Source organism: Caballeronia sp. LZ019, assembly GCF_031450825.1.
Lineage (GTDB): Bacteria > Pseudomonadota > Gammaproteobacteria > Burkholderiales > Burkholderiaceae > Caballeronia.
This window is the reverse complement of record NZ_JARTVZ010000005.1, coordinates 1510168-1528538: the sequence shown is the minus strand read 5'-3', so window position 1 is coordinate 1528538 and position 18371 is coordinate 1510168. Positions and strand designations below refer to the sequence as shown.

The following is an 18371-nucleotide window of genomic DNA, read 5'->3' as shown; positions in this document are numbered from 1 at the left end:
GTTGCGCTTATTCCGCCTTCGCGTCGCGGTTCAGCAGGGCCTGGACGGCATCGCGCGGGGCGACCTGATCGAACAGCACGCGGCATACCGCGTTCGTGATCGGCACATCGATGCCGCGCGACTGCGCCAATGCGAGAACCGCGCGCGCGCATCGCACGCCTTCGGCAACGTGGCCGAGCGCGGCGAGGATTTCATCGAGCGTGCGGCCGCTCGCGAGCTGCATGCCGACCGTGCGGTTGCGCGAAAGATCGCCGGTGGCGGTCAGGATCAGATCGCCGAGGCCCGTGAGGCCGGTGAAGGTCTCCGCGCGGCCGCCCAGCGCCGCGCCGAGGCGCGACATTTCCGCGAGCCCGCGCGTGATCAGCGCCGCGCGCGCGTTCAGGCCGAGGCCGAGGCCATCCGAGATGCCGGTCGCGATGGCGAGAACATTCTTCACCGCGCCGCCCACTTCGACGCCGATCACGTCGTCGCCGGTATAGATGCGCATCGCGCCATGATGGAACGCGGCGACCGTGCGCGCGCACAAGTCCGCCGATGGACTCGCCACGGTGAGCGCGACGGGCAAGCCTTGACCCACTTCGCGCGCAAAGCTCGGCCCCGACAGCGTGCCGTTGCTCGCATGGCCGGGAAGTTCGGCGGCGACGACTTCGTTCGGCAGACACTGCGTATCGGCCTCGAAGCCTTTGCACAGCCAGACAATATGCGCCGGAACGACGTTCGCCTGACGCATCGCGCGGCACAGCGCACGCAAGCCGGCAACGGGCGTCGCGACGACGCAGAGCGCATCCGGCGCGGCCGCGTGTTCGAGCGCGACGCCGATGTCCGCTTCGAACGCGAGCGACTCGGGCAAGCGCACGTCCGCGAGATAACGCGTGTTTTCGTGACTATGGGAAAGAGAATCGATGAGCGCGCGATCGCGCGCCCACAGCATCGTGTCGTGCCGTGTCGCAAGGTGGCCCGCCAGTGCGGTGCCCCATGCGCCGGCGCCGAGGACGGCTACTTTCATGCTCGGCTCCGGTCGGCAGAGTCAGGACAGGGCGATGACGCTCAGTGCGTCGCGCCGTTTGCCGCGCCTTCCTGCGCGCTCGCGAGTTGCGCGAGACGTTGCTCGTACAGCGCCTGGAAGTTGATTTCCGCGAGGTGGATCGGCGGGAAACCGGCGCGGGTGATCGCATCCGCGATGTTCGAGCGCAAGTACGGGAACAGGATGGTCGGGCATGCGATGCCAACGAGCGGGTCGGTCTGCTCGGCAGGAATGTTGCGGATATCGAAGATGCCGGCCTGCTTGGCTTCGATCAGAAAGGCGACCTTGTCGGCGACCTTCGCCGTGACCGTGCCCGTCACCAGCACTTCAAAGACGCTTTCCGCGAGGCGATCGGCCTTCACGTCGACTTCGACTTCAACCGACGGCATTTCCTGTTCGAGGAAGATGGCGGGCGAGTTCGGCTGCTCGAGCGACATGTCCTTCAGGTAGATGCGCTGGATGTTGAAAAACGGCTGGTTGTTCTCGTCGGACATAGTGGTTCCCTAGGTAAATCGGTTGCCCGGCGCATGACCGGGCAGCGTGTGGTGTGTCAGGCCGACTCGAGCAGCGGAACGAGACCGCCCTTGCGGTCGAGCGCCGAAAGATCGTCGTAGCCGCCGACGTGCGTGTCGCCGATATAGACCTGCGGCACGGTGCGGCGTCCGGTGCGCTGCATCATTTCCTCGCGGCGGCCCGGTTCACGATCGATCAGCACTTTCTCGATGCTTTCGACCCCGCGGGACTTTAAAAGACGTTCGGCCATCTGGCAATACGGGCACACTTGAGTGCTGTACATGACGACTTTCTTCACTTGACGGCTCCTTGTTTTACGACCGGCATTCCTGCCTTCTGCCAGGCATCAACCCCGCCCTGCAAGACATGGACCTCAGCGTAGCCAGCTTCCGACACGGTGCGGCTGGCGCGCTGCGATCGCTGTCCGGTCTGACAAACGAGCACGACCGGATTGCTCTTATTCTTGGCGATCTGGCCGATCTTTGCTTGGAGCTCCGCCGCGTCGATATTGCGCGCCGACGGCAGATGGCCCTGCGCGAATTCCGCGGCAGGCCGGATATCCACGACGACGGCGTTGCGGCGGTTGATCAGCGTGGTGGCTTCGGCGGCGGAAATGCCGCCGCGTCCGCGACGCGTGATGGCGGGCCACAGAAGCAGCGCGCCGGAGATGAGCGCAATGACGATGAGTGCGATATTCGTGTAATCAGTGAAAAACTTCACGTCTAGGGCCGCCGAAAGATAGTGGAGAAGGGAGAAAGGAAAATGGGGGCAATCCCGGCATTATAAAATAACCCTTTCCCGCGATGGCCCAGGCCATCCGGCCGATGGCGGCACTCCCCGCGCGATGGCAGGATGACGGAGTGCAAATCGGCGCAAGCGCTTTCTCAACTGACCGACCTATCAAACATGTACAAGCTAGTGCTCATCCGCCACGGCGAATCGACGTGGAACAAGGAAAACCGGTTCACCGGCTGGGTCAACGTCAACCTCACCGAGCAGGGCAATCGCGAAGCGCGTCAGGCCGGCGTGCTGCTGCGGGAAGCCGGCTACACGTTCGACCTCGCGTACACGTCCGTGCTTAAGCGGGCAATCCGCACGCTGTGGCACGTTCAGGACGAGATGGACCTGATGTATATCCCGGTTGTCCATTCATGGCGTCTGAACGAGCGTCACTACGGCGCGCTCGCCGGGCTGAACAAGGCGGAGACGGCGAAAAAGTATGGCGACGACCAGGTGCTCGTCTGGCGCCGCAGCTACGACACGCCGCCGCCCGCGCTCGATCCTTCGGACGAACGCGCGTCGTACAACGATCCGCGCTACGCAAAGGTTCCGCGCGAGCAGTTGCCGCTCACCGAATGCCTGAAGGACACCGTGGCGCGCGTGCTGCCGGTGTGGAACGAGTCCATCGCGCCGGCCATCAAGGCGGGCAAGCAGGTATTGATCGCCGCGCACGGCAATTCAATGCGTGCGCTCGTGAAGTACCTGGACGAGATCTCGGACGCGGACATCGTCGGGCTGAATATTCCGAACGGCGTTCCGCTCGTCTATGAACTCGACGAAAACCTGAAGCCGATCAAGCATTACTATCTCGGCGACGCCGACGCCATCGCCGCCGCGCAGGCAGCGGTTGCCAAGCAGGGCAAGGCGGGCTGACGCGCCTCGGCCCGACAACTTTGCAAGTGCACGGGCGCTTCGCCGCAAGCGCCCGTGGCCTATTGCTGTCGCCCGGCTACGCCCCGGGCATTTAAGTTGCGTTTAAGTCGTCTTTGGAGGGGAGCGGGTATACTGGCCCGTCACCCACGATGCTGCTCATTCGATTCCGAACGCACTCTCTATGCGAAAGAACCTGAAAAACTTCGGCCTGATCGCCGTAGGCGTTGCCGCCGGCGCGCTCGCCACCTTGCAGATCTCCGCGTCCGCTCAGCAAGCCGCATCGTCGCCGCTGCCGCTCGATCAATTGCGGCTTTTCGCCGAAGTCTTCGGGCAAATCAAGCACGAATACGTCGAACCCGTCGATGACAAGAAGCTCCTCACCGCCGCCATCAAGGGCATGGTGTCGAGCCTCGATCCGCACTCGTCCTACCTCGACAAGACCGACTACGAAGAGCTTCAGGAACAGACGAAGGGACGGTTCGCGGGCCTGGGTATCGAAATTTCCTCCGAAGACGGGCTGATCAAGGTCATTTCGCCGATCGAGGACACGCCCGCATTCCGCGCGGGCATTCGTCCGGGCGACCTCATCACCCGCATCAACGACAAGCCGGTGCGCGGCATGACGCTCGACAAGGCCGTCAAGCAGATGCGCGGCGAGCCGGGCACAAAGGTCACGCTGACCATCTTCCGCAAGAGCGACGACCGCACGTTCCCGCTGACCGTCACGCGCGCCGTGATCCGCGTGCAGTCGGTGAAGATGAAGGTGCCGGAGCCGGGCTACGGGTACATCCGGATCACCAGCTTCCAGGAACGCACGGTGCCGGACCTCGCGTCGAAGCTGCAGGACCTCGCGCGTCAACAGCCGAACCTGAAGGGCCTCGTACTGGACCTGCGCAATAACGGCGGCGGCCTGCTGCAAAGCGCGGTCGGTGTCGCGGGGGCGTTCCTGCCGGACAACGCCATCGTCGTGTCGACGAACGGGCAGATCGCCGACGCCAAGCAGACGTTCCGGGATACTTACGACAACTATCGCCTGCCGTCCTTCGATCAGGACCCGCTGAAGACGGTGCCGGAAGTCTTCAAGAAGGTGCCGATGGTCGTGCTGACCAACGCCTATTCGGCGTCGGCTTCCGAAATCGTGGCGGGTGCGCTGCAGGATCATCATCGCGCGCTGATCGTCGGCAAGACGACATTCGGCAAGGGCTCGGTGCAGACCGTTCGCCCGATGACCGCCGACACCGCGCTGCGCCTGACCACGGCGTACTACTACACGCCGAGCGGCAAGTCCATTCAGAACCAGGGCGTGCGCCCGGACGTGCCGGTGGATCAGTACGCGGACGGCGATCCCGACGACGCGCTCGTGACCCGCGAAGTCAACTATTCGAACCACCTCGCAAACACGCAGGACCCGAACGAGAAGAAGGAGCAGGACCAGCGCGAGCAGGATCGTCTGGAACAACTGCGCCTGCTCGAAGAGCAGAACGACAAGAAAACGCCGGAGCAACGCCGCAAGGATCGCGAGCGCAAGCCGGTCGAATTCGGCAGCACCGACGACTTCATGCTCCAGCAGGCGCTGAACAAGCTCGAAGGCAAGCAGGTCGTCGAGTCGAAGTCGTTCGCCGAGCGCAAGCTCGCGCAGAGCAAGCCGGCTCGCTCCGCATCGGCGCCGGTCGTCGCTCAGCCGGCAGCGCCCGCCGCGCCGGGCTCGTCGCCGGCTTCGGGCACCGTGCCGGCTTCGTCGCCGACTGCGCAGCAGTCGAAGTAACCAAGCAGCAAGGCTTCGCGGCATCGCGCCGCGAAGCCGTTTCCCCTCCCCGCGCGCTTAGAATGTCACGTTCAAGCGCGCCGTCTTTTTCGGCGTTCCCTTCGCAGCACCATCGGCGCATCCACGCGCGAGCTCGATGAACGACGACCAACTCCTCCGCTATTCCCGCCACATTCTCGTCGATGAAATCGGCATCGAAGCGCAGCAGCGTTTTCTCGATGCGCGGGCGATCATCGTCGGCGCGGGGGGATTGGGCGCGCCCGCCGCGATGTATCTGGCGGCGGCGGGCATCGGAACGCTGACGCTCGTCGATGCCGATACCGTCGATCTCACGAATCTGCAGCGCCAGATCGTCCACGCGACGCGCTCGGTCGGGCAAGCCAAGGTCGAATCCGCGCGTCGCACGCTGAACGCGCTGAACCCGGACGTACGAATCGACGCCGTCGACGCGCGCGCCGACGCAGCCTGGCTCGATGCGAACCTGCCCGGCGCGAGCGTCGTGCTCGATTGCAGCGACAACTTCGCGACGCGCCACGCGATCAACGCGGCTTGCGTCGCACATGGCGTGCCGCTCGTCTCCGGTGCGGCGCTGCGCTTCGACGGGCAGATCAGCACCTTCGATTTCCGCTCGCCGGAATCGCCGTGCTATGCGTGCGTTTTCCCGCCGGATCAGGCCTTCGAGGAAGTCGCGTGCTCGACGATGGGCGTGTTCTCGCCGACGGTCGGCATCATCGGCGCAATGCAGGCGGCCGAAGCGTTGCGGGTGATCGGCGGATTCGGCGAGACGCTTAGCGGAAGGCTGATGATGCTCGACTCGCTGCGCATGGAGTGGAACACGATGAAAATCGCGCGGCAGCCGGATTGCCCGGTTTGCAGCGCGCGTCACGCCCGATAGCGTTCAGGCTTTTTGCAGCCGGGCCAGCGCCGCCTGCAATTCGTTCGGTTCGAAGGACGCGAGCACATCCGCGACCGGCTTTTCCAGCGCCTTCAGATTCGAGCGCAGAATTTCCTGCTTCACGACGAGCAACTGGCTCGGATGCATCGAGAATTCCGTCAGGCCGAGCCCGAGCAACAGACGCGTGACCGACGGATCGCCCGCCATTTCCCCGCACACCGAGACCGGCACGCCCGCGCGCTTCGCCTCGCGCAGCGTCAGCGCGATCAGATGCAGCACGGCCGGATGCAGCGGATCGTAGAGATGCGCGACGGAGTTGTCCGCGCGGTCGATTGCGAGCGTGTACTGAATCAGGTCGTTGGTCCCGATCGACAGAAAGTCCAGCCGGCTCAGGAACAACTGCACCGCGATGGCCGCCGCCGGGATTTCGATCATCGCGCCGATCTGCACCTGACGGTCGTACGCAATGCCGGCGTCGTCCAGCTGGCGCTTGGCCTCGCGGATCAGATCCAGCGTCTGATCGATCTCCTGCGCGTGCGCAAGCATCGGAATCAGAATCTTCGTCGGGCCGAACGCGGACGCACGGAGGATCGCGCGCAGTTGCGTCATGAACATCTGCGGCTCTGAAAGACTCCAGCGGATCGCGCGCAAGCCGAGCGCCGGATTCGGCGCCGTCTCATAGCCGTCGCCGCCGGACATCGAATCGAGCGGCTTGTCCGCGCCGACGTCGATCGTGCGAATCGTCACCGGCTTGCCGTTCATCAGTTCGACGGCGCGCTTGTACGCCTCGAACTGCTCCTCCTCTTCCGGCAGCCGGTCCTTGTGATTCATGAACAGGAATTCGGTGCGGAACAGGCCGACGCCCATCGCGCCGGCTTCGACGGCCACTTGCGCATCGTCGGGCAGTTCGATGTTCGCGCACAACTCGATCTTGGTGCCGCAGAGCGTTTGCGTCGGCGAAAACTTGAGGCGCTGCAGCTTGCGCTGTTCCAGCAGCTTCTCGCTTTGCCGATACGAATATTCCTCGAGGACGATCGGCGCGGGGTCAACGATCACGATGCCGTGATCGCCATCGACGATGATCAGATCGTTCTGGCGAATCAGCACGCTCGCCTGCTGCACGCCGACCGACGCCGGAATGCCGAGACTGCGCGCGACGATCGCCGTATGCGACGTGCGGCCGCCGAGATCGGTGACGAAGCCCTTGAACGCCTGCGTCTTGAACTGGAGCATGTCGGCGGGCGCGATATCGTGCGCAACGACGATCATCTCGTTGTGGCCGTTGCTCGCGGCCGTATGCACGACGAGCGACGCGGCGGTCGGCGCGCCCGCAAGCGCCTTCAGGAGACGCTCGACGACCTGCTCGACGTCGGCTTTACGTTCGCGCAGGTATTCGTCCTCGATTTCATCGAAGTAACTGCCGAGAATGTCGAGCTGTTCGGTCAGCGCCCACTCGACGTTGTAGCGGCGCGTGCGAATGAGATCGATGGTTTCCTGCACGAGCATGGCGTCGTTCAGGATCATCGTATGCACGTTGATGAACGCGCTCATTTCGCTGGGCGCATCGGCGGAAAGGTCTTCGCGCAACGCCTCCAGTTCGGCGGCGACAGCGGCCTGCGCCGCGCCGAAGCGTTCGATTTCAGCGTCGATCCGCTCCGGCTCGATCAGGTAATGCGCGACATCCAGCGCGGCCGGCGCAATGAGATACGCCCGCCCGATGGCGATGCCTCGTGAAACGGGAATTCCATGCAGCGTGAAAGACACGCGCACCTCCTCTAGTTGTGATGTATCCGCGTTCTCCCAGAACCCGCGGGGGCTTGGTGGCCGCCCAGCCCATTATAAGTTCGAAGCATTGCAAAGTCCCTGCACGGACTGCCGCGCGCCAGCCGTGCCGGTCGCAGACTCGTCCGGCGCGAGCGAGCCGGTCGACACAAAAAAGCCGCGTCGATGCGCGGCTCATGAGGGTCGATGCGGGAATGATGGACTTATTGCCCTTCGCCGAATTTGTCGGCGATCAGGGCAAGAATGGCTTGCATGGCTTCGGCTTCATCCGCGCCTTCGGTTTCGATGGTCACCGTGCTGCCGATGCCGGCCGCCAGCATCATCACCCCCATGATGCTCTTCGCGTTGATCCGGCGGCCGTTGCGGCTCATCCAGATTTCGCACTGAAAACTCCCCGCGAGTTGCGTGAGCTTGGCCGAAGCACGCGCATGGAGCCCCAGCTTGTTCACGATCGTTGTTTCTTGTTGCAGCATGATGCTCCGGAACGCTAGTGGATGAATGAAGCGGCGTCAGTGACTGGCGGCTTTTGCGGCGGCCAGATCGGCGCTCGCGGAACACGCGGGATCGGGCGAGCCGGCCACTTTGGTCGCGATTGCGCAGGGATTGAGCGGCGTCGACGCATCAAGTTCCTGAATGCCCTTCGAGCCGCCCTGCAGAATCTTTTCCGACAGCGTGTCGAGCGGCGTCGCGCGGTAACAGACGGCGCGCACGAGCATCGGCAGGTTCACGCCCGCGAGGATGCGCACATCCGCGTCGGCGAGGCTCGCGGCGATGTTGGCGGGCGTCGCGCCGAACACGTCGGTCAACACGATCGCGCCGTTGCCTTCCTTCAGACGATCGATTTCCGAGCGCGCGAACGCGCGTACTTCGACGGGATCGCAGTCGGGCATTACGTCGATAACGCCGATGCGCGCGGGCAAGCCGCCGTAAATGTGGGCGACGCACTCACGGAGCGCGGTAGCGAGCGGTGCGTGCGCAATGATCAGAATGCCAGCCATAACAGGATTGCTGCCTCTGTGAACGAAACGTCAGAGTTCGCTCGAAAGCGCGCGAGCGTCGCGTGGTGCCAGTCGTATATGCGTCCGGGCGGTCGGGAAATCAACGGCCGGAACGCGCTGCTGAAATGTGATCCAGCCCCGAATGCAAGCCGCCGGGAAGTTGATTGTAACAGCGCCCGCGACACGCGTTTTGCAGTGCGACACACGCCGCCCACGCGAAGAAGCGCCCGTTCTCAGCCGACGGCGCGCTCGAGAGCGTCGATGAACATGCCCGCCACGTCGAAGCCCGTCTGGTCCATGATTTCGCGGAAGCACGTCGGGCTCGTGACGTTCACTTCAGTCAGGTAGTCGCCGATCGCGTCCAGTCCGACGAGCAGCAGCCCGCGCGCCTTCAGCGCCGGCCCGAGCGCCTCGGCGATCTCGCGATCGCGCGCCGAGAGCGGTTGCGCGCGGCCGAGTCCGCCCGCCGCGAGGTTGCCGCGCACTTCGCCGCCCTGCGGGATGCGCGCGAGCGAATACGGCACCGGCTCGCCGCCGATCAACAGAATGCGCTTGTCGCCGTCGGTAATCTGCGGGATGAACTTCTGCGACATGACCATGCGCGCGCCGTCCTCGCTCAGCATCTCGATGATCGAACCGAGATTCATGCCGTCGGCCTTCACGCGAAACACGCCCATGCCGCCCATGCCGTCGAGCGGCTTCAGGATGACATCGCCGTGTTCGGCGTGGAATGCGCGCAGACGCGCGGCATCGCGCGTGACGAGCGTCGGCGCCACGTATTGCGGCCATTCCGCGATGGCGAGCTTCTCCGAATGATCGCGAATTGCCTGCGGCTTGTTGAACACGCGGGCGCCCTGCCGCTCCGCGATTTCCAGCAGCCAGGTCGCGTTCACGTATTCGAGGTCGAACGGCGGGTCCTTGCGCATGAGCACCGCGTCGAACTTAGCGAGCGATACGTTCGCCGGCTCGTTCGCCGAGTACCACGGCGAGCGGTCGCTATCCGCTTCATCGCCGACGATCGCGATACGGCGCACGATCGACTCCACCGCGCCACCCGTCCACGCGAGCTGGTGCGGCTCGCACGCGTACAGCACGTGGCCGCGACGCGCGGCTTCGGCCATCATCGCGTAGGTCGAGTCCTTATAGATCCTGAAGCGATCGAGCGGATCGGCGATAAAGAGAATGTCCATGTGTATTCGCTTGATTGACGCGGCCTGCGAGCTTACCGCAAGCCGCGCAATTAGACCTGAATGGCTTCGGGGTCCGTTTTTTCCAGTTCCACCGATGCGGCGAGCAGCCCGAGCCGCGCGACCACGCCATACATGTAGAAGCGATTCGGCGGCGCCGCGCCCGGCTTCGCGTGCGTGTCCGGCAGCGCGGTGTGTTCGAAGCCGAGCGGCACGAAGTGCATGCCCGGCGCGTTCAGGTTCTGATCGCGCTCGCGCGAATCGTGCACGCGGTAAAAGCCGCCGACCACGTACCGGTCGATCATGTAAACCACCGGCTCCGCGACCGCATTCTCGACGCGCTCGAACGTATGCACGCCTTCCTGCACGATGACGTCGTGGACTTGCAGTCCTTCCTTCGCGTCGTTCATCTTGACGCGCTCGCGCTTCGTCAGCGCGGCGACTTCGCTTGCGTCGTGCACGGTCATCACGCCCTTGCCGTACGTGCCGGCATCGGCCTTGATGACGACATACGGCTTCTCGCTGATGCCGTACTCGCGATACTTCTTCGCAATCTTCTTGATGACGCCGTCGATGGCGTCCGCAAGCGCTTCCTCGCCCGTGCGTGCTTCGTAGTCCACGCCTTCGACGTGCGCGAAGTACGGGTTCACCATCCACGGGTCGATTTCGACCATCTTCGCGAACTTCTTCGCGACATCGTCATAACACGAGAAGTGCGTCAACTTGCGGCGCACCGCCCAGCCCGCATGCAGCGGCGGCAGCAGATACTGCTCGTGCAGGTTTTCGAGCACCGGCGGAATGCCCGCCGAGAGGTCATTGTTGAGCAGGATCGAACAGGGATCGAAGTTCTTGAGACCGAGACGGCGCGGCGTGCGCTCGAGCGGTTCGAGCACGATCTTCTGGCCGTCGGCGAGCGGGATCGTCACCGGGCCGTGAATGTTTTCATCGAGCGTGCCGAAGCGGACGTTCAGCCCCGCTTGCCGCATGATGGTCGCGAGCCGCGCGACGTTCTCGAGATAGAACGCATTGCGCGTATGCCGCTCCGGAATCACGAGCAGATTCTTCGCGTCGGGGCAGATTTTTTCGATGGACGCCATCGCCGCCTGCACGGCCAGCGGCAGCACTTCCTGCGGCAGATTGTTGAAGCCGCCCGGGAACAGGTTCGTATCGACGGGCGCGAGTTTGAACCCCGCGTTACGCAGATCGACGGAACAGTAGAACGGCGGCGTGTGCTCCTGCCATTCGAGACGAAACCACCGCTCGATGGCAGGCGTGGCCTCCAGGATTTTCCGCTCGAGATCGAGCAGAGGACCATTCAACGCCGTAACTAAATGCGGAACCATTGATTTCTCGCGAACAGCTTTGCATGGGACCGGCTTCGCGCGCCAACACGACAGCGCCGGCCGACAGAGACGAAAGATTGTAGAGCAATTGCTTTGCCTAATTGGGGATGGGCCGCCAATTACCAAGGTTTCCCGGCTCCCGGCAGTCATCTGTATCGCGCGCCGCTGGACGAAAGTGCGGCAGACCGCGCAGCCAAAAAAAACCCGCCATCGAAGGCGGGCCAAGTCGCTGCGCTCGTTGCTTGGACCGCGCCGGCGTGCGCCGGTCGCGGTATTGTGATCGACGCGTTACTCGACGTGCTCGCCATGCAAGGTGACGTCCAGCCCTTCGCGTTCCTGTTCTTCGGTGACACGCAAGCCCATGACCATGTCGATGACCTTCAGCAGGATGAAGCTGACGACGCCCGAGTAGATCAGCGTGACGATCACGCCTTTCGCCTGCACGAGCACGCTGCCGTCGAAACCGCCGATGTCCTTGACCGCGAACACGCCGGTCAGCAGCGCACCGATGATCCCGCCGACGCCGTGCACGCCGAACGCATCGAGCGAGTCGTCGTAATTAAACTTGTGCTTGAGCCAGGTGGCCGACCAGAAGCAGACCACGCCCGCAACGATGCCGATCACGATCGCGCCCGTCACGCCGACGAAGCCCGAGGCCGGCGTCACGGCCACCAGACCCGCGACCGCGCCCGAGATGATGCCGAGCACCGACGGCTTGCCCTTCGTGATCCACTCCGCGAACATCCAGCCGAATGCGGCGAATGCGGTGGCGATTTGCGTCGTCAGCATGGCGAAGCCGGCACGGCCGTCAGCCGCGACCGCCGAACCTGCATTGAAGCCGAACCAGCCGATCCACAGCATCGACGCGCCGATCAGCGAGAGCACGAGGTTGTGCGGCGCCATGACTTCGCGGCCGTAGCCTACGCGCTTGCCGAGGACGATACAGCACATCAGGCCCGCGATACCCGCGTTGATGTGAACGACGGTGCCGCCCGCGAAGTCGAGCACGCCCGCCGACGCGAGCCAGCCGGTCGGTTCCCAGACCATGTGCGCGATCGGCGAGTAGACGATCAGCGACCACAGCGTCATGAAGACGAGCATCGCGGAGAACTTCATGCGGTCGGCGAACGCACCGGTGATGAGCGCCGGCGTGATGATCGCGAACGTCAACTGGAACGCGAAATACACGGACTCCGGAATGGTCGATGCAAGGTGGCTGACGGTGAGCGTCGTCGCCTTGTCGCCCTTGATGTAGGCCATGCCGTGCAGGAACACGCGCGAGAAGCCGCCGAGGAACGAACCGCCCGGCGTGAACGCGATGCTGTAGCCGACGACCGTCCAGAGGATCGTGATCAGGCAGCAGATCGCGAAGCTCTGCATCACGGTGGCGAGCACGTTCTTCTTGCGGACCATGCCCGCGTAGAAAAGCGCGAGGCCCGGAATCGTCATGAACAGCACGAGCGCGACGGACGTCAGCATCCAGGCGGTGTCGCCCGAACTGATCTTCGACGAATCGACCATGAACGGCTCGGTCGGCGCGCTCGGTGCGGCCTCCGATGCAGCCTGTGCAGCCGACGCCGCTTCCGCCGACGAAGCCATCGCCGTGTTCGCGCTGGCCGGCGCGCTCGCGTTCGATGCGGCGTCGGTCGCGGGCGCCGAGGCGGCGGCCGGAGCGGACGCGTCCTGAGCGAGAGCGGTGCCGACAGTCGCGCCTGCCAGCGCGGTCGCCACCAACAGGGACATCAAAAAGTTACGCATTCTTCTGGTTCCTCTTATCGCCGATTATTCTTAGAGCGCGTCCGCGCCGGTCTCGCCGGTACGAATGCGAATGACCTGCTCGATTGCGGTCACGAAGATCTTCCCGTCGCCGATCTTGCCCGTGCGCGCGGCACGCTCGACGGCTTCGATCGCCTGGTCAACGATGTCGTCGGACACGGCCGCCTCGATCTTCACCTTCGGCAGGAAGTCAACGACGTACTCCGCGCCGCGATACAGCTCCGTGTGCCCTTTCTGACGACCGAAGCCTTTCACCTCGGTCACGGTGATTCCCGAAACGCCGATCGCCGATAACGCTTCACGCGCTTCGTCCAGCTTGAACGGCTTGATGATTGCGGTAATGAGCTTCATGTATCCCTCGCTGTGGTTTCCTGATCTTTCCGCGTGCCGTTCGGTGAAAAAGCGTGCAGAAAAGGTCGCGCCATCAATGCAACTCGTATGCCATGCTAATAACCACGCGGGTTTGCGCAATTCAGCCGCCGAATGAGGTTTTCCCTCTGCCGAACGGCTAACGCGGCCGCCACACGCTGGCGGAGGGGCAGGTTCGTTGCTAGAGTGGTCCCAAGGTCCCGTAAAAAGGGCAGGGACGGCGAAAGAGGCCGCGCGCCGGCGCTAAAATCGCGTCGCCTTCGGGATTGCCCCGCCATGTATCGCCGCAACGCAGCGGCGCACCACTTTCGACCATTCGAAAGCGCGGGGCACTGACCTAACAATGAATGCACATTATTTGTGCACACAGGGAGAAACGATGAAGCAGCCCAACGACGTATTCAACGACCTTCAGCAGAAGATGAGCGACCTGTTCAAGAATTCGCCGGCGAAAGACGTCGAAAAAAACATGAAGGCGATGCTCCAGCACGGCTTCTCCCGGCTCGATCTCGTCACGCGCGAGGAATTCGATACGCAGACGCAGGTGCTCGTGCGCACGCGCGCGCGTCTGGAGGAACTGGAAAAGCGCGTCGCGCAACTGGAACAGCGGCTGGCAAGCGGCGGCACGTCGCAGGACTGACGCGCGCTCCTCATCTCTCGTATCCGGCCGGCGAGCCGTGACGTTCTAGTCTTATTGCGGCGCGGCTTTTCGCTTGCGCCGATTCGGGTGAAATCATGTCGCTTGCCGTGGTACGCAGCCGCGCGCCCGCGCCTGGGCGCGCGCCGGAAGTCGTCGTCGAAGTCCATCTTGCCAACGGGTTGCCGTCGTTCTCTATCGTCGGCCTTCCCGATCTCGAAGTCCGCGAAAGCCGCGAGCGCGTACGCGCCGCGCTTCAGAACTGCGGCTTCGACTTTCCCGTCAGCCGCATCACCGTCAATCTCGCGCCCGCAGACTTGCCCAAGGAGTCCGGCCGCTTCGACTTGCCCATCGCGCTCGGCATTCTGGCCGCGAGCGGGCAGATTCCGGCGGAATCGCTGGAGCATCGTGAGTTTGCCGGTGAGTTGTCACTGACAGGCGCGTTGCGGCCGATGCGCGGCGCGTTCGCGATGGTCTGTGGCGCGGCACGCCAGCATGCCGCGTCCGATGCGCGCGTCCCCGATATCTATCTGCCGCTCGCGAGCGCAGCGGAAGCCGCGCTGGTGCCGGGCATCGACGTGTACGGCGCCGACGATCTCCGTGCACTGTGCGCTCACCTCAACGGCGTGCCGGATGCGCGCCTCAGTCCGGTGCAGGCCGCAACGCTTTCCGACGCCAACGCCGTGACGTCGCCCGATCTCGCGGATGTCATCGGTCATCCCGGTGCGCGGCGTGCTCTCGAAGTCGCGGCGGCGGGCGGGCATCATCTGCTGATGGTCGGGCCGCCCGGCGCCGGGAAGTCGATGCTGGCCGCGCGTCTGCCCGGCCTTCTCCCGCCGATGACCGATGACGAAGCACTCACGTCCGCCGCCATTCTCTCCGCCAGTTCGATGGGTTTCACGCCCGCGCAGTGGCGACAGCGGCCGTTTCGCGCACCGCATCACTCATCGAGTTCGGTTGCGCTCGTCGGCGGGCGTAATCCGCCGCAGCCGGGCGAAATCACGCTCGCCCATCTGGGCGTCCTGTTTCTCGACGAACCGGAAATTTCGCGTTTATGCACTTTCTTGTTCAGGGAAAATCACTAATAGAAACATCGTCTTATGTCCCTCCTGAACAACACGTCCTTGAACAACTTTTATTGAGTGACATCGTGCAGTTTTTGGCCCCCCGGTCCGCGCCGGTGCCGCTTTTCGATTGCGCCGACATCTCGGGCTAGCGCTTCGTATCGCCGCATCACCTCGAGAGTGAAATCGTCCGCCGACAGCTGCTCACGCAGCGCTTTGAGTTCTGCCACACTCGACTCAACGCTTGCAGCGACTCTTGCCAAATCGACGTGGTTGCTAGCAGCCCCATCCTCTCCCGACAGTTCGATAAACGCCCAGTCAATGTAATGGTCCAGTGTTCCCAAGCTCTTGTGGCCAGTCTGCTCTGCAACCTCCTTCATAAAACCTGCCATCTTGAACTTCAATTCGAATTCGGAACGATTTGCGAGCTTATGAGAAAGAATCAAGTCCTTCAATCGAATCGTAACAAACCGATGACGAAATAAATGCGGGTGTGCCTTTCCAGTTATTTTGGCAGCTATTCGAAGCGTGCGGACCTCTCCGGTAATGGTGGTATCTCTAATGGGCGTACCACTTGTTTCTGAAATAAGCAGATAGCCGTGGTCCTTGCTTCCTGACAACGTCCGCTCGATTAAGGGAGCGCGAAAAACCTCTATATAACGCCGAATATACTCAAGGTCATTGAAAGTGACCTTCACGAATCTATGAGGATTTTTGGATTTATCCATTCCCATTTTCTTGGCTGAGTAGAGCTTCAAGAACGGGCCCTCGGTCGCTAACGCCTCTTCAATATCGCCCACAGTTATGAGCGCAATTTCAGACCGACGACCGCCTGTAGCTTCCAATACCCGAAGCATTACCAGTCGCCGCTGCATTACGAATGGTTCGCTTCCACAGGTAACTGCTGCGCGTCGAAGCCTTGACACATAATCTATACCGATTAAGTGTCGCTTCTCAACGGGCACTGGCTCCGGGAAGGAATGGTGGTGCCAATAGTAAACAAGCTTCCTACTCCGAGAGTTATGAGAACCGACCGCTATCGCCCGTTTTTCTGCCTTTATATGGCCGCCGCTTCCATCAAGAAACCCATCTATTCCATGGAGTTCCCCGACAAAACTCAAAAAATCGAGCGAACGACGTCCAATGTTGCATACCGTATTAGCATTTCTTACGTCCTTCGACTCAAGACCATCCTTTTCTTTTTCTTTGGTTAAACCTTGTATAAATGCCGTGAAAATAGAATCATTCAACTCATCAAACGGACAGTTTTTGCGCCAGCAAAACCGCACCAGATGACTGAGATTATTGACATAGGTCCGTAACGTCCCCCCTTTGCTGAACCTCGAAAGATTCCTGCGCGTTGCCTTGCCGAGGAATAACGCCACCTCGTGGCACCAGCGACCGTCCGGCCACTTCGGCAACGGAACGGCTCCTGCCGCCACGGTATTAGCCTCTCCCATTTCGGACATTGATGAAAACACAACCATGTCGTCCGGCGCGATTAAAAAGAGTTTGGGATATGACATTTAGATGACCCGAATGGATTCTGCCCAACGCTCGGCATCGCCGCCCTTTGTCACAACCAACTTCTTAGAGAGCCGGACTTCGCAAAGTATCACCGCTTCCAGCTTTCTCCACTTCTCCATAATGGCTGCATTTTTACTATCTGCGGAGATAGCTCGTCCCGCCTGAATCGCTGCGTACAGCGCACTCGTCAAGTGCCAGCAGTCAACAAGACCTAACGTGACCTCTTCGCTTTTGCTCTTCGCCTTTTGCTTATAATGGTCGCGCGTACGCTTCGGAGGAGCGGGCATCTCATCAAGCAGACGGCCTACAGTTTTGAGTTCCTCTAATGCCTCCTTTCGTAGATTGTCGAACGCCTTCGTGCCTCCCTCTAACAACCTATTGCAAACCCTATCAATTGTGCTGCGAGACGTCGCAACAACATGATGTTCGAGATTTCGATACGTAGCGAGACGGTCCTGTCTTCTCAGCGCGAACAAAAGTTCCTTATCTGATGTGAACTTCCTGGGCGAATCGCGGACGAGTTCAAGAAAGCTATGGAGAGCGGACACAGCACGCTCTGTTTCTGTCTTTGCGCCTTTTATCATAACCGGCTCCCGTTCCGAATAGTCACCGCAATTCTTGCTAGCTTTACGCCACCTACTTCAAAGAAATGCGGAAGTATTTCTAGCCCTTTTTTGATAGACAGCGAAATGAAATTTTCAAGCATGTTTGATTCGATGATTTCAAAATTTCGAGTTCCAAACCTTCTTTCCATACTGTCAGAGAGCTCAGCGAACACTACCTCATGCATATCAATCTCCGATAAATCAAACGGATGATTTTGCAGAGCATCCACCAAGAAATATGCTTGAACCTCGCGGAGCATGTCGCCCGGAGTAATCTTCGTTAGATAATGCCAAAGATGCTCCACGTCGCTATGCGCCAGCATCCATCGCAACGTGTGAACATTTCCCTGCGTTGTTCCATAGTAAAAAGCAAGGACAAGAAACTTTCGATTCTGATGCTGCCGTACGTACCATCGTCGCTTACGCGCATCACATGCAACTTCGAAGTAGTCTGCGAAGGTATCGCAGCAACGGTAGAACACACTTTTCGATGCCGCCCTCATACCCAGTGCGCCTGGCGCATCAAAAAGACGCCCAGTTTCCAGTGTTCCGAGACGCGAATGCAACAACTCGCACAATCGGATATCGTCCGAAATGAGCTTTGGAATCGGACGCTCCTCCACCTGACGTATCTTGAGAACGCCCGATTTTCCGTTGCGGAAAATAATGTTGGCGCGCCGTTCATCTAGTACTCCCTTAACGGGCAAGCCAACAAGTTCGGCGCTACGCCTTGCTGTTAACGGTCCGACATTCTGAGCTACTGACCCAATCAGAACCCTTCCAAGTTCGACCAGTCCTCGATTACCGCGTAGGCCTGTGAAATACTGAGAAACAACATCCGACATCGCAATGTGTCGCTGACTGGCCGCGTGAGCTTCAGCCCCAAGCGAAAACCTCGTTACTCCCATCGCGATAGTATCTTCATGCAGATATTTGCGGAGCCCGTATCTTTCGACCAGGTCGGCGGGCGATAGGCCGGCTTCTTTCGCCGCATTGATTACGTTGGCGTAGCTTTTGACGATATGTTCACCGTGGCGGTAGCAGAACTCCGCTGCGTTTCTAACGTTTTTCATAATTACCGGAAACGGAGCCGTGGCGAAGCGGCTTGTCTCCCGAAGGGACTCGACATCTACAACGCCCTGACTTAGCGCCCCAAGAAGCGCCTGTGTTGGAATGTTTTCGCAAACCCCGTCGAGCACCAAGAGCGTCTTCAGCGACCGGCGCCTATACCCG

At 61.5% G+C, this 18371-nt stretch carries 19 protein-coding genes and 1 pseudogene; 6 read left to right on the top strand and 14 right to left on the bottom strand.

What is annotated here, in order from left to right; all coding sequences use genetic code 11:
• Nucleotides 1-7: 7 nt before the first annotated feature.
• From P9255_RS20595 to P9255_RS20580, 4 genes are read right to left on the bottom strand one after another with little or no spacing between them, the layout of a single operon-like run.
• Complete coding sequence (locus P9255_RS20595) at nt 8-1006, bottom strand: NAD(P)H-dependent glycerol-3-phosphate dehydrogenase (RefSeq protein WP_309763477.1); 999 nt, start codon at nt 1004-1006, stop codon at nt 8-10.
• A gap of 41 nt (nt 1007-1047) precedes the next feature.
• The gene (gene secB, locus P9255_RS20590; RefSeq protein WP_309763478.1) at nt 1048-1518 is read right to left on the bottom strand and encodes a protein-export chaperone SecB; all 471 of its coding nucleotides are present in this window, start codon (nt 1516-1518) and stop codon (nt 1048-1050) included.
• A 56-nt stretch (nt 1519-1574) separates the two neighbouring features.
• Nucleotides 1575-1835 (bottom strand): glutaredoxin 3, encoded by a 261-nt coding sequence (grxC, locus tag P9255_RS20585; RefSeq protein ID WP_250450153.1) that lies wholly within the window; start codon nt 1833-1835, stop codon nt 1575-1577.
• On the bottom strand, nt 1832-2257 hold the full coding sequence (locus P9255_RS20580) for a rhodanese-like domain-containing protein (RefSeq protein ID WP_309763479.1): 426 nt from the start codon (nt 2255-2257) through the stop codon (nt 1832-1834). The genes grxC and P9255_RS20580 overlap by 4 nt, the downstream gene beginning before the upstream one ends.
• Before the next feature lie 186 nt (nt 2258-2443).
• Between P9255_RS20580 and gpmA the strand changes: the two genes are divergently transcribed.
• The 3 genes from gpmA to P9255_RS20565 all read left to right on the top strand — a co-directional run bounded on the left by gpmA (nt 2444) and on the right by P9255_RS20565 (nt 5850).
• Nucleotides 2444-3190 (top strand): 2,3-diphosphoglycerate-dependent phosphoglycerate mutase, encoded by a 747-nt coding sequence (gene gpmA, locus P9255_RS20575; protein WP_309790383.1) that lies wholly within the window; start codon nt 2444-2446, stop codon nt 3188-3190.
• A gap of 181 nt (nt 3191-3371) precedes the next feature.
• Complete coding sequence (locus P9255_RS20570; protein ID WP_309790382.1) at nt 3372-4955, top strand: S41 family peptidase; 1584 nt, start codon at nt 3372-3374, stop codon at nt 4953-4955.
• Between the two features lie 136 nt (nt 4956-5091).
• Nucleotides 5092-5850 carry a molybdopterin-synthase adenylyltransferase MoeB gene (locus tag P9255_RS20565; protein ID WP_309763482.1) on the top strand — a complete coding sequence of 253 codons (759 nt, stop codon included), beginning with the start codon at nt 5092-5094 and terminating at the stop codon, nt 5848-5850.
• A gap of 3 nt (nt 5851-5853) precedes the next feature.
• On the opposite strand, the gene ptsP is transcribed toward P9255_RS20565, so the two are convergent.
• From ptsP to P9255_RS20535, 6 genes are all read right to left on the bottom strand, one after another.
• Nucleotides 5854-7614 (bottom strand): phosphoenolpyruvate--protein phosphotransferase, encoded by a 1761-nt coding sequence (gene ptsP, locus P9255_RS20560; RefSeq protein WP_309763483.1) that lies wholly within the window; start codon nt 7612-7614, stop codon nt 5854-5856.
• A gap of 221 nt (nt 7615-7835) precedes the next feature.
• Complete coding sequence (locus P9255_RS20555; protein WP_309763484.1) at nt 7836-8105, bottom strand: HPr family phosphocarrier protein; 270 nt, start codon at nt 8103-8105, stop codon at nt 7836-7838.
• A 36-nt stretch (nt 8106-8141) separates the two neighbouring features.
• Nucleotides 8142-8630: a PTS sugar transporter subunit IIB gene (locus P9255_RS20550; protein ID WP_309763485.1), complete on the bottom strand. Its 489-nt coding sequence runs from the start codon at nt 8628-8630 to the stop codon at nt 8142-8144.
• Nucleotides 8631-8863: 233 nt separating this feature from the next.
• Complete coding sequence (gene gshB / locus P9255_RS20545; protein ID WP_309763486.1) at nt 8864-9820, bottom strand: glutathione synthase; 957 nt, start codon at nt 9818-9820, stop codon at nt 8864-8866.
• A 50-nt stretch (nt 9821-9870) separates the two neighbouring features.
• Nucleotides 9871-11160 (bottom strand): glutamate--cysteine ligase, encoded by a 1290-nt coding sequence (gshA, locus tag P9255_RS20540; protein ID WP_309790381.1) that lies wholly within the window; start codon nt 11158-11160, stop codon nt 9871-9873.
• 288 nt (nt 11161-11448) lie between these two features.
• A complete protein-coding gene (locus P9255_RS20535; RefSeq protein WP_309790379.1) occupies nt 11449-12681 on the bottom strand; it encodes an ammonium transporter in 1233 nt (410 codons plus the stop codon).
• Here P9255_RS20535 and P9255_RS20530 point away from each other — a divergent pair.
• A complete protein-coding gene (locus P9255_RS20530; protein ID WP_309790377.1) occupies nt 12680-12847 on the top strand; it encodes a hypothetical protein in 168 nt (55 codons plus the stop codon). The two genes, P9255_RS20535 and P9255_RS20530, sit on opposite strands and share 2 nt — an antisense overlap.
• Nucleotides 12848-12948: 101 nt before the next feature.
• Here the strand turns inward: P9255_RS20530 and P9255_RS20525 are convergent, their stop codons facing one another.
• Nucleotides 12949-13287, bottom strand: coding sequence for a P-II family nitrogen regulator (locus P9255_RS20525; protein WP_014190273.1), 339 nt, complete (start codon nt 13285-13287; stop codon nt 12949-12951).
• Nucleotides 13288-13684: 397 nt separating this feature from the next.
• Between P9255_RS20525 and P9255_RS20520 the strand changes: the two genes are divergently transcribed.
• Together P9255_RS20520 and P9255_RS20515 are read left to right on the top strand one after the other, a co-directional pair.
• Nucleotides 13685-13945, top strand: a complete 261-nt coding sequence (locus P9255_RS20520) for an accessory factor UbiK family protein (protein ID WP_309763489.1) — start codon at nt 13685-13687, stop codon at nt 13943-13945.
• 95 nt (nt 13946-14040) lie between these two features.
• Nucleotides 14041-15018 (top strand): annotated as a pseudogene (locus P9255_RS20515) (YifB family Mg chelatase-like AAA ATPase); the annotation flags it as partial.
• A gap of 59 nt (nt 15019-15077) precedes the next feature.
• Here P9255_RS20515 and P9255_RS20510 read toward each other — a convergent pair.
• The 3 genes from P9255_RS20510 to P9255_RS20500 are packed head-to-tail and all read right to left on the bottom strand — an operon-like array spanning nt 15078 to nt 18340.
• Nucleotides 15078-16532, bottom strand: a complete 1455-nt coding sequence (locus P9255_RS20510) for a tyrosine-type recombinase/integrase (RefSeq protein WP_309790376.1) — start codon at nt 16530-16532, stop codon at nt 15078-15080.
• The gene (locus tag P9255_RS20505; protein WP_309790375.1) at nt 16533-17117 is read right to left on the bottom strand and encodes a hypothetical protein; all 585 of its coding nucleotides are present in this window, start codon (nt 17115-17117) and stop codon (nt 16533-16535) included. It lies immediately after the preceding gene.
• Nucleotides 17114-18340: a hypothetical protein gene (locus tag P9255_RS20500; protein ID WP_309790374.1), complete on the bottom strand. Its 1227-nt coding sequence runs from the start codon at nt 18338-18340 to the stop codon at nt 17114-17116. The genes P9255_RS20505 and P9255_RS20500 overlap by 4 nt, the downstream gene beginning before the upstream one ends.
• Nucleotides 18341-18371: the final 31 nt, after the last annotated feature.